General features: G+C 51.9%; 18 protein-coding genes. 15 read left to right on the forward strand and 3 right to left on the reverse strand.

What is annotated here, in order from left to right:
* The first annotated feature begins 390 nt into the window (after window positions 1-390).
* Window positions 391-735 (forward strand): zinc ribbon domain-containing protein, encoded by a 345-nt coding sequence (locus tag HFP08_RS05730; protein ID WP_168119580.1) that lies wholly within the window; start codon window positions 391-393, stop codon window positions 733-735.
* 83 nt (window positions 736-818) lie between these two features.
* Here HFP08_RS05730 and HFP08_RS05735 read toward each other — a convergent pair whose 3' ends face one another.
* Window positions 819-2,687 (reverse strand): LTA synthase family protein, encoded by a 1,869-nt coding sequence (locus HFP08_RS05735; RefSeq protein ID WP_168119581.1) that lies wholly within the window; start codon window positions 2,685-2,687, stop codon window positions 819-821.
* 367 nt (window positions 2,688-3,054) lie between these two features.
* Here HFP08_RS05735 and HFP08_RS05740 point away from each other — a divergent pair, with 367 nt between their 5' ends.
* Complete coding sequence (locus HFP08_RS05740) at window positions 3,055-3,828, forward strand: ankyrin repeat domain-containing protein (RefSeq protein WP_168119582.1); 774 nt, start codon at window positions 3,055-3,057, stop codon at window positions 3,826-3,828.
* Window positions 3,829-4,446: 618 nt separating this feature from the next.
* Entirely contained in the window at window positions 4,447-7,668 is a 3,222-nt protein-coding gene (locus HFP08_RS29580; RefSeq protein WP_168119583.1) for a fibronectin type III domain-containing protein, read from the forward strand.
* A 584-nt stretch (window positions 7,669-8,252) separates the two neighbouring features.
* Here HFP08_RS29580 and HFP08_RS05750 read toward each other — a convergent pair.
* Window positions 8,253-9,014 (reverse strand): helix-turn-helix transcriptional regulator, encoded by a 762-nt coding sequence (locus HFP08_RS05750; protein ID WP_206109189.1) that lies wholly within the window; start codon window positions 9,012-9,014, stop codon window positions 8,253-8,255.
* A 128-nt stretch (window positions 9,015-9,142) separates the two neighbouring features.
* Here HFP08_RS05750 and HFP08_RS05755 point away from each other — a divergent pair, with 128 nt between their 5' ends.
* Window positions 9,143-10,078 (forward strand): nucleoside hydrolase, encoded by a 936-nt coding sequence (locus HFP08_RS05755; protein ID WP_168119585.1) that lies wholly within the window; start codon window positions 9,143-9,145, stop codon window positions 10,076-10,078.
* A 172-nt stretch (window positions 10,079-10,250) separates the two neighbouring features.
* On the opposite strand, the gene HFP08_RS05760 is transcribed toward HFP08_RS05755, so the two are convergent.
* Window positions 10,251-10,787: a superoxide dismutase family protein gene (locus HFP08_RS05760; RefSeq protein WP_168119586.1), complete on the reverse strand. Its 537-nt coding sequence runs from the start codon at window positions 10,785-10,787 to the stop codon at window positions 10,251-10,253.
* Between the two features lie 158 nt (window positions 10,788-10,945).
* On the opposite strand from HFP08_RS05760, the gene HFP08_RS05765 reads away from it, so the two are divergent.
* The 11 genes from HFP08_RS05765 to HFP08_RS05815 all read left to right on the forward strand — a co-directional run bounded on the left by HFP08_RS05765 (window position 10,946) and on the right by HFP08_RS05815 (window position 25,359).
* Window positions 10,946-11,743 (forward strand): polysaccharide deacetylase family protein, encoded by a 798-nt coding sequence (locus tag HFP08_RS05765; protein WP_168119587.1) that lies wholly within the window; start codon window positions 10,946-10,948, stop codon window positions 11,741-11,743.
* A gap of 262 nt (window positions 11,744-12,005) precedes the next feature.
* Window positions 12,006-12,620 (forward strand): chromate transporter, encoded by a 615-nt coding sequence (locus HFP08_RS05770; RefSeq protein WP_168119588.1) that lies wholly within the window; start codon window positions 12,006-12,008, stop codon window positions 12,618-12,620.
* 55 nt (window positions 12,621-12,675) lie between these two features.
* A complete protein-coding gene (locus tag HFP08_RS05775; RefSeq protein ID WP_168119589.1) occupies window positions 12,676-13,209 on the forward strand; it encodes a chromate transporter in 534 nt (177 codons plus the stop codon).
* Window positions 13,210-13,273: 64 nt separating this feature from the next.
* The gene (locus HFP08_RS05780) at window positions 13,274-14,287 is read left to right on the forward strand and encodes a formylglycine-generating enzyme family protein (protein ID WP_240941115.1); all 1,014 of its coding nucleotides are present in this window, start codon (window positions 13,274-13,276) and stop codon (window positions 14,285-14,287) included.
* A gap of 237 nt (window positions 14,288-14,524) precedes the next feature.
* Window positions 14,525-15,223 carry a transcriptional regulator gene (locus HFP08_RS05785; protein ID WP_168119590.1) on the forward strand — a complete coding sequence of 233 codons (699 nt, stop codon included), beginning with the start codon at window positions 14,525-14,527 and terminating at the stop codon, window positions 15,221-15,223.
* Window positions 15,224-15,935: 712 nt separating this feature from the next.
* Complete coding sequence (locus HFP08_RS05790) at window positions 15,936-18,371, forward strand: helix-turn-helix domain-containing protein (protein ID WP_168119591.1); 2,436 nt, start codon at window positions 15,936-15,938, stop codon at window positions 18,369-18,371.
* 27 nt (window positions 18,372-18,398) lie between these two features.
* A complete protein-coding gene (locus tag HFP08_RS05795; protein WP_481856540.1) occupies window positions 18,399-20,249 on the forward strand; it encodes a cache domain-containing sensor histidine kinase in 1,851 nt (616 codons plus the stop codon).
* Between the two features lie 2 nt (window positions 20,250-20,251).
* Window positions 20,252-21,847, forward strand: a complete 1,596-nt coding sequence (locus HFP08_RS05800; protein ID WP_168119592.1) for a response regulator — start codon at window positions 20,252-20,254, stop codon at window positions 21,845-21,847.
* A 71-nt stretch (window positions 21,848-21,918) separates the two neighbouring features.
* Complete coding sequence (locus HFP08_RS05805) at window positions 21,919-22,833, forward strand: carbohydrate ABC transporter permease (RefSeq protein ID WP_168119593.1); 915 nt, start codon at window positions 21,919-21,921, stop codon at window positions 22,831-22,833.
* Between the two features lie 12 nt (window positions 22,834-22,845).
* Window positions 22,846-23,682, forward strand: coding sequence for a carbohydrate ABC transporter permease (locus HFP08_RS05810; RefSeq protein WP_481856546.1), 837 nt, complete (start codon window positions 22,846-22,848; stop codon window positions 23,680-23,682).
* A 360-nt stretch (window positions 23,683-24,042) separates the two neighbouring features.
* Window positions 24,043-25,359, forward strand: a complete 1,317-nt coding sequence (locus HFP08_RS05815; protein ID WP_481856547.1) for an ABC transporter substrate-binding protein — start codon at window positions 24,043-24,045, stop codon at window positions 25,357-25,359.
* Window positions 25,360-25,383 lie beyond the last annotated feature (24 nt).

The raw sequence follows: 25,383 nt of genomic DNA on the forward strand, positions 1-25,383 counted from the left end.
GGGAGCTGCGCGCGGTGCAAAATGTTGAGGAACTGTAACGGACATTTACGCCCTTTAGAAGCTCATTATCGATTATTCTGAATTTTAACGGACATTTGATCCGCTTAGCAGGGAAAATCTTTTGTTTGTGCGCTGGATTTAGTCGCTAAGGTGACTAAATGTCCGTTAGAAGAATGAAACATCAAAAAAAGCTATGTAAGAGGAAGAAATGTCCGTTACAGCAGATTGTTGTTAAAAAACGGTCTGAGCTAGATTGTTTCTGTATAAAGCTTTTCTCTGTTCCCAAAAGTACTTTCCCTTATCAGAGACGAATAGATTATAATGGATAAGAGAATAACTCAAGATTTGACAGGATGCGACTTGTCCAATTCGGCTTTTGGAGGGGATAACATGAGCTTGTTCGACAAATTGAAGGATGGAGCTGCGAAGGCGGCCGACAAGGCGAAGGATTCTGTGGAGGTTGCGAAGCTGAGCACACAGATTTCCGGCAAGAAGAAGGAAATCGAGAAGATCTACCGCTTCATCGGAGAGTCGGTCTACAACGCACGGAATGAGGGAACGCTTGATCAGACCAGCGAGCTGATTAACTTCCAGAGCAGGCTGATCGATGATCTGGATCAAGAAATCAAGCAGTTGGAAGCTCGGGTCAGAAGCATTAAGAATGAGAGAGAATGCATATGCGGCAAGACCATACCGGCAGATACGAAGTTTTGCCCGCATTGCGGGCAGTCCTAAGAGATAGCGAAGAAGAAGGGACGATGTCTGGCAGTCTACAAGCGACTGGCAAGGCATCGTCCCTATTTGTGTAATACGCATCCTTATTTGTCAGGCAATTGATCGACATAGTTGTCGGACAGATTGAGAAGCTTGAGCGCGTTCTCGTATTGGGTCTCCGTTGTGGAGCTGCCGTTATGAATCTCTGTTTCAGAATTATCCAGCAGATTATAGTCCGTGCCGTCGTCGTAAGCAATTCCCGGCACGTATAGGTTCTTGTCGTTAATGAACGATCCTGTCGGCAAGAAATGGCGCATTGGCAAGATGTTCGTATCTTGATTCAGTAAATCCTCGCCGAAGTGGATTTGATTGTCCAGCGATATCCCGAGCAAGTTGGCGACTGTTGGCAGAATATCGATCTGTCCCCCTGTCTGTGTCATTACAGCAGGATAGGACACGCCTGGCACATGCAGAATATAAGGAATGTTGAACATATCGGTGTAGCCGTATTCGCGGCCCATAATGTCTTCCATGAGGCCCTTCTCCTTATCGCTTAAGGAATAGAGCGGAAGACCTTGGTGATCTCCATAAAACATCACGATGCTGTCATCCCAGATGCCTTTGGCCTTCAGATCGTCGATAAACTTGCCAACTGCATAATCTGTATAGTTCTGAGCAATAATATAACGACCGACAAGTGTGTCGTCAAAGCGTTCCGGCAGCTTAATCTGCTGCTTGTTCTCAGGCATCTCATAAGGATGATGCGAGCTCATGGAGATGACCTGCGCGTAGAAAGGCTGGTCCGCAGCATCCATTTCCTCCAGCTTGCCGATTGTTTTGGCATACAATACTTCATCATCAGCGCCGAAGGCAATATGATCTTCGGCTGCGTCGCCATAAAATTCTTTGTCATAATACTTCTGGAAGCCGATCGCGGAATACAATTCCTTCCGATTCCAGAACTCGACGCTGTTCGTATGGAAGGTTGCGGTCGAATATCCTTTTCCTTCAAGAAGCTTGGGCAAGCTTGGCAATGCCTTGTCGACATTCACGGCAGTTGCCGGTTGATGCTGCGGCACATACAAGGAAGTGTTCACCACGTATTCCGCATCTGAGGTTGTGCCGGCTCCCGCAGAAGTATAGAAGTTGTTGAAATAGAAATCTTCCTTGGCCAGCTTGTTCAGATTCGGCGTAATTTCCTGACCGTCAATATTCAAGCCGATAAAGAAATTTTGAATCGATTCGAGCTGGATGATAATGACGTTTTTGCCCGCCGCCGCATCCCAATACTGCGAAACCTGAGGCTCTTGAATACCCTTCAACTCATTAATGGAAGCTTGGGTAATGTCCTTCATGTCGACAAATTCGCGCTTCTGGCTGGAGTCTGCGAACAAGGTGTATAACTCGTAATTGAGAATGCCCATTTCCTCGGCTTTCTTGTTCTCATTCATGCTGGCATGATTCGGCAGCACGTTGAAGATGCTAATAAGAAGCGAAGCGACAAAGAAGGTTGCGATCAACCGCTTGTTCACCTTCAGCATGCCGACTTCCTTCAGCTTCCTGATGGTTTTAGGTCTGAACATGACAACTGCGAATAATAAAATATCGATGAAAACGAGCAAATAGTACGGATCGAGCAACGAGTAGGTGCTTTCTCCGACCTTTGTTACTTTATCCGCTTGGCTCAGCGCATGATAGGTTACGACGATGCCATAGTATTTGTAATACATAAGAGCAGAAAAGTAGATGGCCGTAACGAGCAAATTGACAGCCATATAATAGAGAAACTTGCGTTTGGTCGCGAACCATTCAATGAGACAGAAGATCAACCAGATGAATGGAATCTCGGTCAGCATGGTCATGATCGATGGACCGTCATCGAAGATGACAAACCAGGCAAGGGCTCCTTTTAATAGTAGAATGATAGAGAACGTAATAAAAGGTCTATTACGCAAGCCTTGGTAGAGAGACATAGTATCGCCATCCTTTTTTCCACGAAACGAAATGAACTGCTACAAGTAACAGCCCATCTGTCTCGAATAATAGATCATATGGTGTGGTTGTTTGAATTAGAATCAGCATTATTTATTATTAATCTTTTTTGAAGCAAAGTCAAAGGCAACTATTGCGTGAACGCTTAAATGCATCTAAAGTTGGATAAGTTCTCTTCCATTGTTAATTCCGATTCTATTCTATTCGATTCTGTTTCCCTATCCTTCCATTCCGATTTGACTACACATGCAATATGTTTCATTATAAGATTGTACGCGATGTTCAGAACAATTGCTGAATTAGAGATTCGTTTCTACTACTAATATATTGTTGCGGGGAGGTTCAGGAATGAGTGTTATTCCTTGGGATTCAGAGCTGGGAGAGGAGGTTGTCAAAGCTATTCGAGGCGGCGATGTCTCAGTATTGAAGAAGCTTTTGAATAGCCATCCTGATTTGGTTCATGCCAGAATTGTCGGTTCGGAGCAGGCTTGCGGAGGGGGAGCGAATTTGGTGACGCGCACGCTGATGCACATCGCTACGGATTGGCCCGGTCATCTTCCGAATGGAGCGGAGACGCTGCAGACACTGATTGATGCAGGTGCGGATGTGAATGCGAGATTCGTCGGTCCCCATACGGAAACGCCCCTGCATTGGGCGGCTAGCAATGACGATGTCGCGGCGCTTGATGTGCTGCTCGATGCTGGCGCTGAGATTGAAGCGACAGGCGCTGTCATTGCAGGCGGCACGCCGCTGGATGATGCGGTGGCGTTCGGACAATGGAAGGCGGCGAGACGGCTTGTCGAACGAGGCGCCAAGACTAAGCTGTGGCATGCGGCCGCATTAGGTCTGATGGACGAAATCAAGAGATACTTCTCCCTCGAGCCGCAGCCGGCGGCGGAAGAGATTACGGAGGCTTTCTGGCAGGCTTGTCACGGCAGTCAACTGGAGGCTTCGCAATATTTGCTTCAGAAGGGCGCAGAACTGAACTGGATTGGCTACGATGATCTGACCCCGCTTGATAACGCAAGGAGAAGCGGAGCTGATACGCTGTGCGATTGGCTTCTCGAGCAAGGCGCTCTTACGACTGAAGTTGCTCGAAGGTACAGAGGAATATCCTCTTAATGCTCTTTTCCATTGCGGAACATATCCGCGCAGACATGCGCGCGACATACTAGGCGGCAGTACTTGATATGCAAGAATGTCTGCCTAATGCGGCGCTGTTTGCGACAATCGCCTTCTGTTTCCACTCTGCCTCACCAGCCTTAGCTTCCTCTGATGTTCTCTCTCTTTCCCCAAACCGGTATATATTCATGCAATCTTGTCAAACTCGGCTTCAATGTCCAGTGCATACTCTACTCGCTGTCTGGCGAGCTAAAAGCTCTTTTCTAATCGAACATGCTTTCTGGTGGAGCGCTGCAGTGCAGTCCGAGGCTGTTTCCTCTGCTCCAACGTTTATTTTCAGCACTGCAGCATTTTCTTGGTCGCCACAGCGGATAAGTTGAGACTCCAAAGGACTATTATACAGCAATTCGGCTTATTTATAGTAAGCTTGTACGCTTTTTAGCGTATTGTTCAGTTTTTTTCGTGCTGAGGCTATGGCAAGATGTGGGGACGGAAGGAGGTGCGAAGCGGGTTAGAGCGACTGTAATTCGACAGGAAGTGGAGCTAGACAGAGAATCCAGGCTGGAAGCCAGGAACTGCCGTAAGCGAAAGCCAAATTCGAAAGCGAGGGAACGATTAATGAGACTAGGCTCAATCAGCAAGGGGAAGAAGAAGCTGAGAAGAAGAATGTTAAGTTTATTATGCGCGGCAACGATGATGCTTACCGCCATGCCGATGCCGTCCGCCTTTGCGGCGACAATTGATGTAACCGCTTACGGGGCGAACGGAACGGATACCGCAGACGATTCCGCCGCGATTCAGAACGCCATTAACGCGGCATCGAGCGGAGATACGGTGCTGATTCCGGCAGGAACGTACTACATGTCCGTATTGGTGGACGGCAAATCCGGCGTGAAGATTGCAGGAGCCGACCGCGACACGACCATTATCAAGTTCACAACAACCTCGAATACGAACACGATGTTCTATTTGCATAATACGACGAATGCGGAAGTATCCTCCTTGACGCTCGACGCGGCCAATAATGCCAGCGCGCAGTCGGTCGTGTATTCGGATGGGGGCAGCAATAACAAGATGCGCAATCTGAGCGTGAAGGATCTCGTCGCTTCCTCTGGCTTCGGGCCGTTTGCCCTCTTCGGCAACGACACGGACAATCTCGAGATCTCCAATAATATCATTACGAATGTCGGCGTCAATTCCGACTGGGGCGGCGGCGTGCGCGTTGGCTGGGGATCGAATAATGTCCTTATTGAAAACAATGTTGTAGCGGATACCGGCCGCGGCGGCATCTTCGTTAACGACAACAGTCCCGGCGCGATCGTGCGCGGCAATATGATTACAGGCACGGGCAAGAAGCTGGAAGGACTCGGCATCGAGCTTCATACGAATGTCGACAATTCTATCGTGGAGAACAACCATGTCGACCACTGGATCAGCACCGTGCGCTCAGCCTATATCGCGGTCCGCAACAATGTCGTAACCGCAACTGACGGAACCGTGGGCAATATCGGGCTGGAGATTATGGTCGATCATGGCGTGACGTCGAATAATCTCGTCGACGGCGGTCAGCAGGTCGGCATGCAGCAGTCGCCGGGCACCGGCTATCAGCTGTGGAATTACAACACCGTCAAGAACATCGTCATGTGGGGCATGCAGCTGCAAGGAGCGGGCACTGGCGAGACGGAACAATATCAATATTTCTACAAAAATGTCTGGGAAGACGGTCCGAGCGATAATCCGGCCGCGGCCTACTCGGGCTATGGCGGCAACGCCGTTCGCATTCATGGCGATACGAAGAATATTACGTTCGACAGCAATCAGATTCTGAATAACGGCAGAAAAGGCATCGAGATTACCTCTGCATCGGGCACAGATCGCATCAGCTTCATTAATAATACGATCACGGGCAATGCCGGACCGTCGATTGATCAATATCCAACTTCGGCGGGGGATCTGGAATGGAGCAACAATACGGTAAGCGGCAATGGCTATGATACTCAGCTCACAAGCCGCGGCTTCAGCGATCCGAAGCCTGTGGCGAATTTCACGGCTCCGCTGACAGTGCAATTAGGGCAATCCGTAACCTTCACGAACACTTCAACAGACAACGGCACCATCGTTGAGAATCTATGGGATCTCGGCGAAGGACTTCCCGTCACAACGGAAAGTCCGACATACACGTATCAAAATCCAGGCACCTATCAAGTTATTCTCGGCGTCTGGGATAACGGCGGACGCGCCAGCGTCAAGGAGCAGACGATTACGGTTGTGGCTGGACCGCCGGATACGACGGCTCCATCGGCGCCGACCAACTTGGCTTCGCCGGCGAAGACGAACACGAGCATTACGCTGACCTGGAGCCCCTCCACGGATAATGTGGGAGTCGCAGGCTATGATGTGTATATGAACGGCTTCGTGGTCGGCAGCACAGTCGGCGCGAGCACGACCTCGTATTCGGCAGCGGGCTTGTCGCCGAATACGGCTTACAGCTTCTATGTGAAAGCGAAGGATACGACGGGCAACGCTTCAGCTGCAAGCAGCACGCTTAACGTTACGACGAACTCGACTCCGGTGCCGCAATGGGAGCCATGCGCCGGGGAAAATAATCTATGCAGCTTCACGGGCACCAAAGAGGTGCGATACGGGGCGAACAGCAGCTATATTATCGGCACGTATACCGATGGCGTCATGTGCTCGAACAACGGCTTCGGCAGCGATCCGGCTCCGGGCTATTACAAAACCTGCGATGTGAACATGGCCTCCTCCGGGGGTGGCGGGGGAGACACGCAAGCTCCGACGGCTCCGACAGGCTTGACATCGCCGTCGAAAACCTCGACGAGCGTCAATCTGTCCTGGACGGCATCGACGGATAATGTGGGCGTATCCGGCTATGACGTGTATAACGGTTCGACGCTGGCGGGCTCGACAACGGGCTCTACATCGTACAATGTAACAGGATTGTCGGCAAGCACGGCGTACAGCTTTACGGTGAAGGCGAAGGATGCGGCGGGCAACGTGTCCCCGTCGAGCTCCGCGCTCAGCGTGACGACGAACGCTCCTGCTGGCGACACGCAAGCGCCGACAGCTCCGACCGGCTTGACTTCGCCGTCGAAAACCTCGACGAGCGTCAATCTGTCCTGGACGGCATCGACGGATAATGTGGGCGTGACAGGTTATGAGGTGTATAACGGTTCGACTTTGGCAGGCACTACGACCGGAGCGACTTCGTATAACGTGACGGGGCTGTCGGCAAGCACGGCATATAGCTTTACGGTGAAGGCGAAGGATGCGGCGGGCAATAGCTCCGCAGCGAGCTCGGCGCTTAACGTGACGACGAACGCTTCCGGCGGCGGCGGGCAGACGCCGACGGGCACGATCGTCCGCGAGTACTGGACGAATATTAACGGCGCGACCGTAGCCAGCATTCCGCTGACAACGACGCCGACGGGCACCTCTGTATTGACGAGCTTCGCGGCGCCGTCGAACTGGGGCGATCATTACGGCACGCGGATTCGCGGCTATATCGTACCGACGGTAACGGGAACCTACCAATTCTCGATCGCCGGCGACAATAACTGTCAACTGTTCCTCAGCACGGACAATACGGCTGCGAACAAGGTTCAGATCGGAGAGGTGGTCGATTGGGTCAATGAGCAAAGCTGGACGCAGAACTCCACGCAAACCTCCGGCTCCATCACATTGACAGCCGGACAGCGCTATTACGTAGAGGTGCTGCACAAGGAGGAAGCCGGCGGCGACCATGTCGCCGTTGCTTGGAAGACGCCTGGCAGCTCGAGCTTCGAGCTCATCGACGGGGCGTATCTGGCGCCGCTGGAATAGATTGTCGTATAACGCAAGCCAGGAAGAGGGTCCGAAGAAAGCTTCGGACCCTCTATGCCGCGGAATTGCTGCAGCACGAGGAGTCATTGACATTGGAAGCAGCCTTTGGCAGAAGGAGGGCGGCGGTCGAGACGGATTGGATGGAGCAACAGGTGTCAGTCGGTCGAGGTGGTTTGGGCGAAGCAACAGAAGCAAGTCTCTAGCTGAACTGGAATTTCTCCAGTTTATTTCAAAGAATGCTAGGAATAAGAAGTTTATACTGGAATTTGTCCAGCTTATTATGCGGAATTTCGTCTACTGCTGCCATCTGGCAGTAATAAGCTGGAGAAATTCCAATATATTCAGTGAACTGGGCTGGCGTGCGAAGATATACTGGAGAAATTCCATTACATACAGCCAACATCGCCAACCGCTTAAGAAAGGTCGCAACAACATCATCTTACAATGAAAATAACTATACAACCCTGCAACTCTAACACCGCACCTAACACCGCACCTAACACCGCACCTAACACCGTCTAACCCTGGAACAAACTCTGCAATGACCGCCGCAACTAACATCACAGTCTAAGACAAGCCTTGCCTCACTCCTCTGCCCTCTTGCGAAACTGACCAGGCGTGCAGCCGCATTCCCGTTTGAAGAGGCTGCAGAATTGCGCATCATTCGAGAAGCCGCATTCCATGGCAATAGCCGTGACGGTCAGAGCGGTATGCTGCAGCAGCATGCGGGCATGCCCCAGACGCATGTCAAGTATATATTGCATCGGCGAGCGGCCGGTCACCGCTTTGAAGCGATGCCGATAATAGTCGGAGCTGAAGCCTGCCAGCGCTGCGAGCGCCGCGAAATCTATTTTTTGCGTAAAATGCTCCTTCATGTAATTAAGCGTGTAGCGAAAGCTGTCGTCCACGGATACGGATGGCAGTGAGGCATGTCTGCGCTGCAGTTCGATTCTAAGCTGGGAAGCCAGCAGCTCCAGCATGCGGTCGGACCGGGGCTGCTGCTCCTGCAGCTCCGCGAGCATATGCAGCGACGTTGGGAGAATCCGCGTTCCCGCACCGTTGAATACGCCCTCTTCCAGCGGAGGATCATGATGTTGCGCGGCGAGACCGATACAGATCACATCGACTGTAGAGTGATGCTGCTCGCTATGGACGGTATGCGGGCGAATAATCGCGTACTCGCCTTGAAGGAAAGCCCATTCGCGATCGCCGATATGCGTCGTTCCTTCGCCGCTGACATAATAGACGAGCTCGTAGCACTGATGATGATGCGGAGAAACGCCTTCCCCGCTTTGACGAGTCGCGCGGAACATGAAGGCGAGCTCGGGGCCTTGAATCGACATCATTTTCCTCCTCTGACTGCATAAAAAGCCAATTTATATTATAAATCAACCAATTCATCATACTGCTATCATAGCAAATGGAGGTATAATTTATCCATCGAAACCAAATCGTGATAGGAGGAACAGCCGCAATGACGTTAGTTCAATCCATGAGGGAAGAGGAATTAATTCGCAAGCTCAAGCACCCGGGTCGGAAGGTTCGCATCGTGATGGATACCGACACCTTCAACGAAATCGATGATCAATTCGCCGTAGTGTACGCGCTTCTTTCATCCGGGCATATGACGGTGGAGGCTCTGTACGCCGCTCCATTCTTCAATGAACTGTCCGAGAGCCCGGCAGACGGCATGGAGAAGAGCTACAAGGAAATTGAGAAAATATTGCAGATAGCCGGTCGCGAAGAAATTCCGTTTTATCGCGGATCCACCTCCTACCTGCCAGCGAAGGACCAATATGCAGAAAGCGAAGCAGCCAGAAATCTGGTCGAACGCGCCATGGCGAGCGATTCGGAGGATCCGCTGTACGTGCTTGCAATCGGCGCGATTACGAATGTCGCGTCCGCCATTCTCATGAATCCGGACATCATCCATCGAATCGTTGTCGTATGGCTGGGAGGGCATTCGCTGCAATGGCCCGATACAAGAGAATTCAATCTGTTTCAGGATGTGCCTGCCGCCAGAGTGATGTTCGATTCCGGTGTGCCCCTTGTTCTGATCCCTTGCATGGGGGTCGCCTCGAATCTGACGACCTCCCTGTCGGAAATTCGCGATTATGTGCGGGATGAGGGGGAGCTGGGGAAATATCTTCATGATACTTACGAAAACTGCGCGAAGGACCATTATGCCTATACGCGTGTGATATGGGATATTTCTGTTGTGGCGTGGCTCGTCAATCCGGATCTGTGTCCGAGCATTCTTGTGCCAAGTCCGCGCGTTTCCGACGACGGCTGCTGGATTCATGACCCAACGAGACATCTGATTCGCTGCGTGCGCCATATTCATCGGGACGGCGTATTCCGAGGCATGTTCCGGAAGATTGCGGGAAGCAGCCGGAATGATGAGGATTAGCGACCAAGGGGAAAAAGATAACTCCAGACAGTTTACCCGGTCGATAAGCCGAGGAAATGAACCGGGGCGGCAATTAGTCTCGATAGAAAAAACCTTTTGCCAATCGCAGCATTGCGAAGCAAAAGGTTTTTCTTCCATTCCGGCATTCGATAAAACAACGCAGCAATTAGGCTTATTTAATCACGCCGCATGCAATGCGGTCGCCGGAATTGCCGGAAGGATCCGTTACGTAATCATCCGGACCGGCATGAATGATGAGCGAGGTTCCGCCTTCCTTCAGCAGAGAGTTCTTCTTGGCTTGCTCGAGCGTAACGGCCGACGTTACCATTTCCGTCTTCACTTTTCCGTCGGCTCCGACCTCGATATTCGGCAAATCTCCGTCATGGAAGCCTTTCGGATTGTTAAAGCCATGCTCCTTGTGCCCGGGATTGAAGTGGCCTTCGGCCGACTTGAAGTCGGGCGCTTCGCACAAGCCGACATTGTGAATATGTATGCCATGCTTGCCGGGAGGAAGCTTCTCGGCCTCCAAAGCGATATATACCTTCTCCGAGCGTTGCGTGAACCGGGCGGTTCCGATTTGCTCTCCCTTGCCGTTTTTGATCGGGACGGTCACCGTTGGCGCGCCAAGCTCTTCTTTCGCGCTTGCAACAGGCGCGAGGCTGATTGACATCGTGAACAGCAAGCAAATCAGTAAGCTTATTTTCTTCATCCTGTCCTCCGCTAATCGATAGTAGTCGCCATCCTATACTGGCATCTCTTCTAGCATGCGCAATTGGCAGAGATTTCATTACAAGCGACTGCCTGCGTGGTATACTTTTAATCATTGCGGCATGTTTAAATCCAGATTCAAGAAGGGATGATTTCAGCGTGAAAATAAAATTTGATCGATTCGCGGAAGGCAAGCTGAAAGCGGTTGTATTCAGCTTTGACGATGGAACGATTCATGATCGGAGACTTGTTGCGTCCATGAATCAATACGGCCTGAGGGGAACCTTTCACTTGAATTCGGGCTTCTTCGGCAAAGACAATTATATCGAGGCGGGGGAAGTGGCAAGCCTGTTCGCGGGACATGAGGTGTCCGCGCATACGGTGACGCATCCCTTCCTCGACGAGTCGCCGCTTGAACAGATTGCAGAGGAAATTCTCTACGACCGCTCGGTGCTTGAAGCATTGGTCGGCTATCCCGTTCGCGGAATGAGCTATCCATTCGGCACCTACAATGACCAAGTGCTAGGCATGCTGCCTTCGCTTGGCATCGAATATTCCAGAACGGTCAAAAGTCATGGGAACTTCACCATGCCGTCAAATTGGCTCGAATGGCATCCGACCTGTCATCAGAAGACGATGGTGGAGGACGCGAAGCGATTTGTTGCCAGCCAGCCCAAGTACAAACGCAAAGAGCTGTTCTTTGCTTGGGGACACAGCTTTGAATTCGATCGCGACGATAATTGGGAGCTTATCGATCAAGTCGGCGAAGTGCTGGCCGAAGATTCCACCATTTGGTATGCGACAATGGCGGAGCTGGTTGCTTATACCGAAGCGGAGAAGCAATTGAGATTCTCGGTGGATCGCGGCATCGTACATAATCCAACTGCATTGGATATATGGTTCAGCGTCGATGGCGAGACGGTCAAAGCGGCTGCGGGACGAGTGGTTAAGCTATAGCGAGAGCGGGGCAACGTTCTTGTCAATCCCAATCGCTATAGTGTAACAGGCAAAGAGCCGAGTTGAAACAGGGGCAGAGCAAGCGTTGAGCTTGTTCTGTTTTCTTTTTTTCAAAATGAATTTAATCAAAGCGGTTTACTTGGAATTAGAGAAAGTAAATCGCTTCATCAAAAAGAGTTATAGGGAAATTGGTTATAGTTTATTCCAAAATGGATGAAAGTGCGTTATACTAGCAGTAATTCATATTAAGGTGGCGTTCATATTGAATACCCAAATCCCAAAACCTGCATTTCTATCGATCCTTTGGAGCTTCCTCAAGCTATCTCCTATCTCCTTCGGAGGAGGCTATGCGATATTTCCTGCCATTGAACGCGAAATTGTGGAACGGAAGCAATGGCTGAATCATGAAGAGCTTGCGGAAACCTTGTCCTTGGCTGCTGCTGCTCCAGGAGGAGTTGGCGTGAATGCTGCGTTCCTGCTGGGTTTTCGGCTAAATGGCGTTAAGGGAGGCGTCGCGGCTGGCATCGGTATGATACTTCCGACCTTTCTTATCGTGCTCGGCATGTTCTTTCTTTATTCCAAGATCGGCGATTCCGCCAAGGTTAAGGCTGCGCTGATGGGTGTAACCTGGGGCGTGATGACGCTTATTCTGTTCTCCGCGCTTCGGATTGGCAAATCCGCTGTCAAGGACAAATTCACCTTCGCCGTGATGGTTATCGCTTTGGCCTGTTTGCTTGCCGGCGTTTCGCCCGTCTATATGATCTGCGCGGGAATCTTGATCGGCGTCGGCAATTCCATTGTGAGACATGAGCGGAAGAAGAAGGAGCAGCGAGCGGGGAAGGACAACTCGGAGCCTTCTTACATGTATTTTATTTAATTAAGTAATTGAGATATAGCGGTTGAAGCTTGACGGAAGGGAGGGAATGAACAATATGCTGCAAATGTTTCTGTTTTTCTTGAAGCTCGGATTCATCTCCTTCGGAGGAGGCTACGCGCTCATTCCGATGATTGAGAATGAAGCTGCGGCGCAGCACTGGATGACCTCGGATGCTTATGTGGAAGCCGTCGCTGTCGCCGGCATGTCGCCGGGCCCGATTGCCATCAATCTGGGCACCATTATCGGCTATGAAACTTATGGCATTGGGGGCGCTGTCGCGGCGCTCGCGGGATTGATTATTCCATCGATTCTGGTTGCGGCTCTTGTTATGCTGGCGATTTACCGGTTTGGCAAGCAGGCGTGGATCGACCGGATTTTCTACGGCTTGCAGCCGGTCGTCGCAGCTCTGATCCTTTTCGCTGTGTATCGACTTGGCGTAGGTTCCCTGGATCATGGCGCTTGGGGCGGGCAGCTCATCTTCGGCGTTATTGTCATCGGCATCTGCTGGATGATGCTTGTGAAATACAAGATGCATCCTGTGTTTATTCTTATTTTCTCAGCTGTCGGAGGCGCAGCGTTCTTCGCATAGGCTTAGATATGCCTGAGTGAATCATGGTACGATGGAAGCATTACAAACCAAGGAGGAGCTAATCTTGGAACAACCGAAATCATGCTGCACTGCGGGTAGGGAAATGGTCTCGGCCTCCACGCCCAAGGATACGCCTATTGTGATGCTGGGGCGCGTCACGAGGGACGACTTCAAACCCGAAAAAAAACAGCCGACGGTTCTGTCCGCGGGAGGCGTACTGGACAAGTTAATCCTGTTGCCCGGCGGGGAATTTCTAATGGGTACCGACACGAAGGAGGGCTTCCCCGCCGACGGCGAAGGACCGATTCGTTCGGTCAAGCTGAAGCCATTCCGCATCTCGCCAACCTGCGTAACGAATGAGCAGTTTCGCGATTTTGTTCAGGCGACAGGCTATGTCACCGAAGCAGAGAGGTTCGGCTGGTCCTTCGTGTTCCATCTTCTTGTTTCAGAGGAGACGGGAGCGAAGGTGCAGAATGTGCCGCAAGGGGTGCCGTGGTGGCTTGTCGTCGAAGGAGCTTATTGGGCGAAGCCGGAAGGTCCGGATTCGAATCTGGAGAGCAGATGGAATCATCCAGCTGTGCATGTCAGCTGGAATGACGCCAACGCGTATTGCGAATGGGCAGGCGGACGATTACCGACGGAAGCGGAATGGGAGTTCGCGGCGCGAGGCGGCTTGAAGGGCAGAACCTATCCATGGGGCGACCTGCTGAAGATGGACGGCAAACATATGTGCAACATTTGGCAGGGGAAATTTCCTGTGAAGAACAATGCGTCCGACGGCTATGTCGGCACGGCGCCGGTGAATGCGTACGAGCCTAACGGCTACGGGCTGTACAATATGTCCGGCAATGTATGGGAATGGTGCGGAGACTGGTTCTCGCCGAACTATCACAGAGAAACCTCGTCCGATAATCCTTTCTATGACAAAGCAACGGACAAGCGTTCCATGCGCGGGGGTTCGTATCTGTGCCATCGCTCGTATTGCAACCGATACAGGCTGGCCGCTCGAAGCTCGAACACGGCGGACAGCTCGACGGGCAACGCGGGCTTTCGGATTGCCGCGGATGTGCAGGTCTGATGAATGCTTCTGATGTACGATAGTTAATCGACTTTCACATTCGATGCACCCGCTGCCTGCCGTCGCAATAGCCTCTTGATGTGAAGTCGTATGTAATCAATGCTTGATCCTGTTGCTTTGATATGATAATTTGGAAGAAATATCGGCGTGAAGCACATGCCGCTTTGATTCATGGAGCCTTCTGGATTCATGAATCAAAGCGGCATTTTTGTTTTATTTTAAGGGAGGAGGCTATGAATGAGTATGTTTGAAGGAGCAATGGAGGAATGGATCGCTGAGCAAACCTTCAACGAATCCAATCCAAGGAGGCGAGAGATGCTGACGAAGGGCTTGGGGCATGGAACGGTGGAGTTTCTACGCAAGATTTGGTATCCGGTCATTGGCAATTTCAATCATCTATACGCGGAGTGGGAGGTGCGGGACTTGAACAATCGATATCGTTACCTTGATCTGGCGTATATGCCGGGAGGCGCGAAGGGTTGCATCGAGATTCACGGTTATGCCTCCCATGCCCGAGACGTTGAGGCTTGGCGCTTCAAGGATCTATGCATGAAGCAAGCGATGCTGAGTCTTGATCGCTGGTTGTTCCTACCCGTTGCATATCTGTCGATTGTAGAGGATCCTTCGCTTTGCAAGCAGCTGGTTCTTTCGTTTGTAGGCGTCTTTGTTTCTCAGCCTGTGTCGACTTCGATGCACTGGACGGAAGCGGAAACGATTCGTTTTGCGAGGCGGTTGCTCCGACCGTTTACGACTACAGAACTATCCTTCCACCTTCAGTATTCGGAGAAGCATACGAGAAGAATTCTGCAAAGGCTCGCAGATCAAGGTGTATTGGTAAATGTTGAAGAGAAAAAGAGATATCGAACGTGGCAGCTTAGGGATGGGAATGCTGCAGTGCAGTCATCCAAAACTTTATCAATTGCAGAGCTGCGCTAAAGCGATAGTTATTAGCAAGGCCGGAAGCTGCAGACCGGCGAACAATGGGGTAACAGGCAGGAGGCTGCAGATTCGCGAACGATGGGGTAACAGGCAGGAGGCTGCAGAATCGCGAACAATGAGGTAACAAGGTAGACGGCTCCAGACTAATGAGCATTGGGAGTGATGCTGCTGACCAACGATTCTACTGCTATGCGCATTGCGGAAGCGTTTGTTTAGTCTGTAACGGACATTTAGTCCGCTTAGAAGTGAAATCACTATGCGTTCGAGCGCTAACGGACATTTAGTTCTCTTAGAATGCTAATTTTGGTGATTCTAGTCCCGAAAGTCCTGCTAAGATGATCAAATGTCCGTTAGAGTTTATAATGTGCGAAAATTAGGCTCTAAGGTGATCAAATGTCCGTTACAGCAGCGCCGAGGTTGAATGGGCGAGCGGTAGAGTGGATGGAGCGGTGAGGCTGAATGGGCGAGCGGTAGAGTGGATGGAGCGGTGAGGCTGAATGGGCGTGTGGCAGAGAGGAAGCAGCCGCGAAGCTTAAGTGGGCGCGTTTTGCCTCTTTTGAACAGAATTAATCAGTTGCAATAAGGGGTAGAGGCCTTAATCCCCACCCGAAGCAGAAAAGTTAATTGAAAAGGAATGCCCTTTCGTGTCATGATAGTTAGAATATAGCGCGCGAAAAGACCAGACACAGAATAGGCGGGGGTTGCTTCCATGATTAGATTGCCGATAATCCGGATTGGTTCGTCGAAATGGATTACCCATACGTTGCTGCTATCCATTATTCCGGTCATCCTGTTCGGAACGATCATCTATCAGCTCGGCTCCAGAATCGTTCAGGATGAAATTCACCGCTCCTCGCAGGAATCTCTATCCCAAGTGAAAAGCCAAGTGGAATCGAAAATGAAGAGCATCGAGGAAATGACGAATCAAATCGCGTTGCAGACGGATATTATGGCAGTCATGAATATAGGCGACACTCCCAAGCTCGGAGCCGATCCGAGAACGAACGAGATACGCAATCAATTGTCCAAGCTGAAAAACGTGACGGATACCGTGAGATCCATCTATTTCTATCATATGAAGCAGGGGCTCGTCATTACGGATGATCTTGTGACGGATATGGATCAAGAGCTTATCTTCCGCGACTTGTCCTGGCTCGAAAATGTGGATCAGCTGACGGAAGCGCGACAGCATCAGATGTGGGTGTCGCCGAGGGAGATGACCAGCTTGAACGGCGAGATCACGCCCACGCTTTCTCTTATTCGGCTGCTGCCTTTATTGTATAATCAGCCTAAAGCGGCGATCATCGTCAATTTGAACCCGGATTTCCTTGTCAGCGCAATATCCGAATTCCCGCTCGGCTCGGACGGCCGATTGCTCGTGCTGAATGATCAAAACGAGTTGATCGCGCAGACCGCTTCCGCGTCCTTATCCTCGCCCTCCAGCTCAACCTCAACCTCCTCGAGGGAAGAGTCGACAATGGAACTGGGCGACTATTCGTCGACGGAAGAGGCGGGAATGGAACTCGGCGGCTATTCGTCTAAGCAAGAAGCGGCAATTGAACGGTACGACTATTTGCCGAAGGAACAGGAGCCGGTCGCTCCCGGCGTGACGCATACTTATCGATCCGGCCATCAATTCTTGTCCGTGCTGAAGTCGGAGAAGAACGGCTGGACGTATATCATGGCTGTCCCGTCCAATGTGCCGCGGGAGCAGGTCGAGGATTTTCGCAGAATGATCATCGGCATTACCGTAATTCTTTGCCTGCTGGTCGTGTATTCCGCCTACTTCACACATAGCCGCTTCCAAGGCAGCATCCGCTCGCTCATGGAGCGGTTGTCGCTCGCCAAATCGGACGGAGATTCGGCCTCGAACAGCGGCGATATCATGGCCGAGATGGAGAAGCATGTGACCCGTCTGATGAGTGAGGTGAAGGAAGGGAAGAGCCAGCAAGAGACGCAGCTGCCGCTGCTCCGCAATCATTATCTCCACGCCCTGCTGCACGGCAATGCGGTGGATATCTCCAGACTTGCGAGGCATAGCGGGGAGGAGGCGTTCTTCCCTTATGATTCCTTCTGCATCATGGCGGCTCAGATGGACGAATCGGCCGAGGGCTCGTTCGCGAAAGAGCAGGCGTTGTTCTTGTTCGCCGTATCCAATATTGCGACAGAGCTTCCGAGGCTAAGGCAGCTGGAGCAATGCCGCATCGAAGCCATTCAAACGTATCAGTACGCCGTGTTCATCATCAATTACGACAGAACAGGCTTCTCTGAAGAGGAAGCCGTCGACATAGCGGATCAACTGCGCTCCATCGTGAAGAAAATATTAAAGCATACGATTACGATCGGGGTCGGAACGCCTGCGTACTCCGCTCATGATGTTTCCTATTCGTATCGGGAGGCTCTGCAAGCTCTTCAGATGAACGGCATGCATGCGCGCGACGAAGTGTTGCCATACCAAAATATGACGCTCGTTGCGGCGAAGCTGGCGCAGTATCCGTCTGCGGAGGAGCAAGAGCTCTTGAATGCGCTGCGAGCGAGAGATGAGGAGCTGGCGGAGCGAAGCCTGGAGCGATTCGATCATATGCTGGAAAGTCATCTCACTTCGTTTCATATGGCCAAAACGTTCTATCTTCAGCTGCTTGTTGCCGTCATACGGCTTATTCAAGAATATGAAGAGGATATTGGCCGGGTATTCGAAGGGGGAAATCCCTATGAGGAATTTTTCCGTATGGAAGAGCTGTCCCGCATCCGCGAATGGTTCAGAAACCGGCTTCTGCATTCCATTCTGAATTATATGGAGCAAGTGAAGCGACAACGGACCGAGCATGTGGTCAAGCGCACGACGGAGCTGATTCACGAGAGATATCAGCATGATCTGTCGCTGCAGGCGGCAGCCGAGGCTGTCGGCATCAGCGCGTCTTATCTTAGCCAGCTGTTCAAAGACGAGCTCGGCGTGACGTTCATCGAATATGTGACGAGCGTGAGGGTGGAGAAGGCGCAGCGGCTTCTCGTCGATACGGATCTGACGCTGCAGCAGATCGCGGATGCGATAGGCTACACCAGCGTGCAGCAGCTGTTCCGCGTGTTCAAGAAGAGGCATGGCATGACTCCGGGGGAGTACCGGGAGCGGAACGCGGATGTCTGACATTGAATCGGATCGGAGGCGCGAGTGGTGCGGGAAGAGCTAGGAGAGCTGGATGACCATTCGTTCAGGAAAGGAAGAATTGAGATGTTCTATTCGCTGAAGAGCAGACTGATCGCCATATTCATCATGTTGTTCGTCATCTCCTTCGGAGCGTTGTCGATCGTCCTGTTCAACGAATCGAGATCGATGATTCGCACGCATATTGAATCCTCCGCGCTCGAGAAGATGGAGGAGTACGGCTCCTACGTCGACATGGTGCAGATGCAAATCTATGATGTCGCTTCTCTCGTATTTAACAGCGAGATTACTCGCAATTGGGATCGGGATATGTCGGAGGATGGATTGACCGATGGAGAGAGAATGCTGCTTAATCTGAAATTCAGCAGCTTTCTTACACAGGCGACGAACAGCTATTCCAGCGTGCAACGCGTAACGGTTTATCGGAACGAAGGCACATGGATCTCCGGAGAAAATCAGGTTGTGGACGATGATTATTTTCTGGGCGAGAGCTGGTATCAGGATTTTCGGACGAAAGGAATCCGATGGGTTCCCGGTCATGTCGATCCCGTGGAAGAGAGCTTCGGCAATGCCAACTCGGTGGTCAGCATGCTGATGCCGATTGGAACGTTCGAGCCTTCCCATGCGGATACGGTTATGAAGATTAATGTCAGCACGGATTATTTCCTGAAGCCGCTGGACCGCATTCATTTGGGACAAAGCGGCTCCATCTACTTGCTCGGCCATGACGGCGAGCCGCTTCTGTCACAGGCTGGCTTCGGCAATGAATTAAGTCGGGAATCGTTGATTCCAACGATTAGAGATGACTGGCGGAAGGGAGGCATCCTCTACAGGAGCGGCTCGGGCGGTCAGAAGGAGATTATTGTGTTCAAAAAGCTGAACCGGACAGGCTGGATGCTCGTCGGCATCGTGCCGGAGAAGGATCTATACGCCGAGCTGTTCAGTCTCCGAAGAAACATGATTATTATCGCATCCATTCTGCTTCTCTTGTCCGTCGCTTTGGCGATTTGGATATCGCATGGCGTCTCGAAGCCGTTATCGCGGCTCGTCTCCTCGATGAGGCATGTGCAAAGAGGGGATTTCAGCCAAGCGGAGCTGCGATTGCCCCATGAATCGGGCTTGCACAGCGAGGTTGGTTTCGTAACGGCGACGTTCCGCAAGATGGTCACTCAGCTGCGGCAGCATATCAAGAATGAATTCGAGCTGAAGCTGTTCCGGCAGCAAGCGGAGTATAAAGCGCTGCTCATGCAGATTAATCCGCATTTCCTCTTCAATACGCTGGAGCTGCTGAGCAGCCTGACGATGCAGAAGAGGACGGACGATACGGTGCAAGTCATCGAATCACTAGGCAAAATGATGCGTTATTCGCTGAAGATGAACGACGATCTCGTTACCTTTCGCGAGGAGTGGAAATATGCCCAGGATTATTCGGAAATTCTGAGAACGCGCTTCGGCGATCGCTTGCATCTTGCAATGAGCTGCGGGAGCGATCTCGAGCGATCGCCAATCATCAAGTTCATCCTGCAGCCGCTGATCGAGAACGCGGTGAAATACAGCTTTGGACATAGCGATACGGCGTATGTCGAGATAAGGGCAGCTAGAAGCGGCAACAGCATTCAGCTTCATGTCGACGACAGCGGGCCGGGCATTCCCTATTCGGTCGTGAAGGAGCTGAGGGAGAAATCCTTGTCGGCTCGAATGGAAGATGTGCTGATTAGCAGAAGCAGACAGATCGGGCTTGGCAATGTTCTGGCAAGATGCGGACTGTATTACGGCTCCTTATTCCAATTCACGATAACAACCAGCAGTCGTGGCGGGGCTTCTATCGAGCTGATACTGCCCGCTCAGGAGGAGGCATAGACATGTACCACGTTTTGATCGTTGACGACGAGCTGGAAATACGCCAGGGCATGCGCCTGAAGATCAATTGGGAAGAGCTCGGCTTTCGGATTACGGGCGAGGCCTCCAATGGGCGGGAAGCGATGGAGCTGCTGGAGAACGAGCCGTTCGATGTCGTAATTACCGACATGAATATGCCCGTGATGGATGGGCTGTCCTTCCTCGACGCCTGCCGCCGGCAGGATGCGGGTCTGAATTTGATCGTCATTACCGGCTATGAGGATTTCCAATACGCTCATGCGGCGGTTCGGCATCAAGCGAGCCATTATCTGCTGAAGCCGGTGGCGAGAGACGAGCTGTCACAGGCTTTGTCGAAGGTGAAGGGGCAACTGGACAACGAACGGGAAAGGGCTATGCAAGCTCAAAATATGGAATGGCAATTAACCCGATATTATACGGAGCTGAAAGAGCAATTCCTGCTTCAACTGGCCAAAGGCGGAATCGGGCAAGTAGAGAACCGGGAGGAGCGGGCGAAGTGGTTCCAGTTGGAGTCGTGGAATGAGGCGGAAGTCAGTTTCCTGACCGGGGGGTTGCTGGAGCGTCAGGAGACCTCTGAGCGATCCCCAGAAAAATTCCGGCTGCCGTTCGAGCTGTTGCTCCGAGAGCTTGCCGCCGATTACGGAGACTCTATTCAAGTTTTCCAGGACAACAGCTATCCGGGCTTGATGCATGCCGTTATGAAGGAGGACGAAATTCCTGTCGAGCAGTTCGGCCAAAAAGTAAAGGAAACGGTCCGTGCGCATATCCGCTTCGAACCATCAATCGGCATCGGAGGGCCCGTGCGCGGCTTCGCCAAATGGAAGGAGAGCTGCACCGCCTCGCTCGTCGCCTGGCATATGGCCGATGGCGAGCTCCGGCAGATGGAGCGACCCGCGGACGAGCCGCAGCTTCTTCCGGACGATACGGTTCAACTGATTATGCGCTCGCTTGAGCTTGGGGACCGAGAGCTGTTCGCCCGGACCATCGACGGCAAGCTGCGGGATGCACTGGCGAAATCGCGGATGGCGCATGTGAAAACGATCTTTCAAATCTTTCTCATTCTTGAGGAATTCGCGCGGAAGTCGAATGGTTCCTTTGCGGGAAGCGAAGAATTGTGGCTCACGCCGGAATACGTGCTGCAGTTGAACACGGCCGAGAAAGCCGCCGATTATCTCTCGGGGCTCGCGGACAAGCTGTTCGGGCAGCTCAGGGAGAGCGGAGCGGACGCAGAGCTTTCCGTGATTGAAGCTTCGCGCAGATTCATCGACGAGAACTATATGTATGATCTGAACTTGACGGCTCTAGCGGACAAATATAATTATAATGTCTCTTATTTCTCCGAATTGTTCAAGGCGAAGACCGGCATGACCTTCGTGCAATATGTGTCCCAGGTTCGGATGGGGCATGCGATGGAGCTGCTGAAGACGACAACGCTAAGCCTGTGGGACATCTCGGAGCTGACCGGTTTCTCGAACGCCAGCTATTTCAGCTCGCGATTCAAGCGGATGCACGGCATGTCGCCTTCGGAATACCGGCAGCGGCAATCTGAAAAAAACGATAATGAACTCCCGAAGAAATAAGATGTTAACGAAAAGCCTCCTTGTTTATGATGAATGTACAGTACGATCATCATGATTAAGGGGGCTTTGCCATGGGAAAATCACGACGTTCCTTGTACAGCGAGCAGAATCGAACCGCCTATCTCTTTCTGCTGCCGTGGCTGCTCGGATTTGTTCTTCTTACGGCCGGACCGATGGCCGGATCGCTTTACTTGTCTCTGACCAAATACAATTTGCTGACGCCGCCGAGCTGGATCGGATTCGACAACTATGCTCGAATTTTCACCGAGGACGATACTTTCCGGGGCTCTTTGTGGCTCACCTTCAAGTATGTGTTCCTGTCAGTTCCGCTGCGGCTCGCATTCGCGCTGCTTGTCGCGATGGCGCTCAACAAGGGCATTCGCGCGCTGGGTATCTACCGTACGATCTACTATATTCCTTCGTTGCTTGGCGGAAGCGTGGCCATCGCGATCGTCTGGCGGCAGATCTTCGACGGAACGGGAGCGGTCAACAAAGCTCTTTCCTGGTTCGGCATTGAGGGGCCGGCGTGGATCGCGCATCCCGATTATATCATCTACACCATCATTTCCTTGTCGGTATGGCAGTTTGGTTCCGCCATGGTCATCTTCCTGGCGGGCCTGAAGCAAATCCCCGCCGATCTCTATGAAGCGGCCCAGGTGGACGGCGCGCGGAGGCGCAATCAGTTCATGAGCATCACGCTGCCGATGCTGTCGCCCGTCATCTTCTTCAATCTCGTCATGAGCATCATCCATTCGTTCCAGGCCTTCACGCCGGCGTTCGTCATCGGGGACGGACGGGGCGGACCGCTGGATGCGACGATGTTCTATACGCTCTACTTGTATTTGAAGGGCTTCTCCTTCTTCGATATGGGCTACGCGTCGGCGCTGGCGTGGATCATGCTGCTCATTATCGGATTTTTCACCGCCATTATTTTCATCACCTCGAAATTTTGGGTATTCTATGGCGACAATAAGGAAGGGAGGTAGATCAGCATGGCTATGAAAAATGCGAAATTCGGGCAGGCTCTGAAGCATCTGCCGATCATCCTGCTCGGGCTGCTCATGATCTACCCTGTGCTTTGGCTCATAAGCAGCTCGTTTAAGCCGAACCAGCTTATCTTCTCGAATCCGTCGCTTTGGCCCGAGACCTTCACGCTCGACAATTACGCAAGAGGCTGGGCCGGATTCCAGGGCATATCGTTCAGCCGCTTTTTCGCCAATTCGTTCCTCATCTCCATCATGAGCGTGCTTGGCAACGTGATTAGCTGCTCGCTGGCGGCGTTTGCTTTCGCGCGATTGAAATTCAAGTTCAGCAAATTGTGGTTTTCCTGCATGCTGGTGACGATCATGCTGCCCTATCATGTGACGCTGGTTCCGCAGTATGTGATCTTCAATCAGCTGGAATGGATCAACACCTACTACCCGCTCATCCTGCCGAAATGGCTTGCGACCGACTCCTTCTTCATTCTGCTCATGGTGCAATTCATCCGGGGCATTCCGAAGGAGCTTGACGAGAGCGCTACGATTGACGGCTGCAATTATCGCTCGATTTATTTCCGAATTATGCTGCCGCTGCTTGTGCCCGCGCTTATTACGACGGCGATCTTCACCTTCATCTGGACCTGGGATGATTTCTTCAGCCAGATGATTTACTTGAACGATCTGCGTCTATTCACCGTGCAGCTTGGCATCCGGGCGTTATTCGACCCAACCGGCTCCTCCGATTGGGGAGCTCTGCTCGCCATGTCCGCGCTGTCGCTGCTGCCGATCACGGCCGTCTTCCTAATCTTCCAGCGCTATTTCCTGGAGGGTATTGCGACTACGGGGTTGAAATAGAATCGGATAACTGTTTAGGTTGAACGAAGGGCCGAAACGTCACAGCGGAGAGAACAGATCATTCTGGAGAAGCGATAGCGTTCGCCTTTGTTACCGGATTTCACCTGCGCCACATGAATTCAGGAAATCTGGTAACAACAGCGATCGGAAGATTGATCTGTTCTCGCAGCAACTTGCACAGAAGTAACATTCGTTCAGTTAACGTAACATCCGAAAAAATGAATAATGAACTGCCGAAGGAATCGTATTTTGAAGCAATGGGATATCCAGTAACATGACGGTAAGCGCTTAACGCATCCTTTTCCGGGCGCTACATCATCCATACAGGGGGAGATTGAATTGATCAAACGCAAATCATTGATGGCTTCGCTCGTTGTTGTCTGCATGCTGACACTGGCGGCCTGCTCGGGCGGAAGCGGAACGGGAAGCAAGAATAATAACGAGAATAACAGCGGGGGAAATACAGAAGGAAGCGAAAAGCAGGTTGAGCTGAGAGTGATGTGGTGGGGCGATCAGGCCCGCGCGGATATGACGAATGAAGTGCTGCAGCTGTTCATGGACAAATATCCGAATATTAAAGTCATCGGCGAATTCGCGCCGTCTTCCGGCTACTTCGACAAGTTGAATACGCAGTTGGCGTCTGGAACCGCGCCGGATGTATTCTTCCTCGGAGGCAATGTTGTCGACTACGCGAACAAGGATGTGCTGCTGGGCCTGGATCCCTATGTGGGCAAGGAGCTTGATCTCTCCGACATGGACGATTCGATGGTGAAATACGGCACGCTGAACGATCATCTGGTTCATATCTCGGCGGGAGCCAATGCCAGAGGCATCGTCGTTAATACGAAGCTGTTCGAGCAGGCCGGCATCGCTGTGCCGGAGGACGGTTGGAACTGGGAGGATTACGCCCGCATCTCGAAGGAAATCTCCGACAAGCTGGGCAAAGGCTATTACGGCACGTACAACTTTACGTTCGAGGGTCTCGACATTGCGTTCAAGCAGAACGGATCGCAGCTATATGACATGGCGGCCGGCAAGCTTGGTTTCACCGAGGAGGATGCTTTGAATTGGTTCAAATATTGGGATGACGCGACGAAGGCAGGCGGCGTCGTAACGCCGGAGCTGGCGGTATCCAATCCGATCGACGATCCAAGCAAGTCTCTGATTACAACGGGCAAAGCGGCGATGAATCTGATTCCATCCAATCAGCTCGCGGCCTATCAAAGCTTGACGGAGGATCCGCTTACGCTGGTTCAATTGCCTAGAGGACCGAAGGGAACCGGCGTCGTGTTCGAATCGAGCCAAGGCTTGTCCGTATACGCCAAGACGGAGCATCCGAAGGAAGCGGCGATGCTGCTCAGCTTCTTCATCAATGACGAGGAAGCGGCCAAGATTCTGGGCAACAACCGCGGCGTGCCGGTAACCGCTCATAACCGCAGCGTGCTGGAGGCCGATGCCAACGCTGTCGACAAAATTGTGTACGACTACACGAGCCGCGTCTCCGAAGCGACGAAGAAGGAGCCTTTCGCCATCAGCTACAACCCTCCGGGGTTCTCTGAATTCGAGAAGGTCGGCAAGACGGCGGTTCAGGAAATTGGATTCGGACGAAAGAACGTAGAGGAAGCCGTGAAGGATTTCTATAAGAGCGCTGTAGATATATTCAACAACAACCAATAAGGAATGGAATGAAACAGTCATTAT

It is taken from the genome of Paenibacillus sp. HB172176, assembly GCF_011947265.1.
Lineage (GTDB): Bacteria > Bacillota > Bacilli > Paenibacillales > Paenibacillaceae > Pristimantibacillus.

What these genes read in the sequence shown, in the direction of transcription:
- HFP08_RS05785 (WP_168119590.1), top strand. Translation starts at nt 14,525, where the DNA reads ATGAGTATGTTTGAAGGAGCAATGGAGGAATGGATCGCTGAGCAAACC.
- HFP08_RS05740 (WP_168119582.1), top strand. Translation starts at nt 3,055, where the DNA reads ATGAGTGTTATTCCTTGGGATTCAGAGCTGGGAGAGGAGGTTGTCAAA.
- HFP08_RS05750 (WP_206109189.1), bottom strand. Translation starts at nt 9,014, where the DNA reads ATGATGTCGATTCAAGGCCCCGAGCTCGCCTTCATGTTCCGCGCGACT.
- HFP08_RS05815 (WP_481856547.1), top strand. Translation starts at nt 24,043, where the DNA reads ATGGCTTCGCTCGTTGTTGTCTGCATGCTGACACTGGCGGCCTGCTCG.
- HFP08_RS05810 (WP_481856546.1), top strand. Translation starts at nt 22,846, where the DNA reads ATGAAAAATGCGAAATTCGGGCAGGCTCTGAAGCATCTGCCGATCATC.
- HFP08_RS29580 (WP_168119583.1), top strand. Translation starts at nt 4,447, where the DNA reads ATGAGACTAGGCTCAATCAGCAAGGGGAAGAAGAAGCTGAGAAGAAGA.
- HFP08_RS05760 (WP_168119586.1), bottom strand. Translation starts at nt 10,787, where the DNA reads ATGAAGAAAATAAGCTTACTGATTTGCTTGCTGTTCACGATGTCAATC.
- HFP08_RS05730 (WP_168119580.1), top strand. Translation starts at nt 391, where the DNA reads ATGAGCTTGTTCGACAAATTGAAGGATGGAGCTGCGAAGGCGGCCGAC.
- HFP08_RS05790 (WP_168119591.1), top strand. Translation starts at nt 15,936, where the DNA reads ATGATTAGATTGCCGATAATCCGGATTGGTTCGTCGAAATGGATTACC.
- HFP08_RS05805 (WP_168119593.1), top strand. Translation starts at nt 21,919, where the DNA reads ATGGGAAAATCACGACGTTCCTTGTACAGCGAGCAGAATCGAACCGCC.
- HFP08_RS05775 (WP_168119589.1), top strand. Translation starts at nt 12,676, where the DNA reads ATGCTGCAAATGTTTCTGTTTTTCTTGAAGCTCGGATTCATCTCCTTC.
- HFP08_RS05800 (WP_168119592.1), top strand. Translation starts at nt 20,252, where the DNA reads ATGTACCACGTTTTGATCGTTGACGACGAGCTGGAAATACGCCAGGGC.
- HFP08_RS05755 (WP_168119585.1), top strand. Translation starts at nt 9,143, where the DNA reads ATGACGTTAGTTCAATCCATGAGGGAAGAGGAATTAATTCGCAAGCTC.
- HFP08_RS05735 (WP_168119581.1), bottom strand. Translation starts at nt 2,687, where the DNA reads ATGTCTCTCTACCAAGGCTTGCGTAATAGACCTTTTATTACGTTCTCT.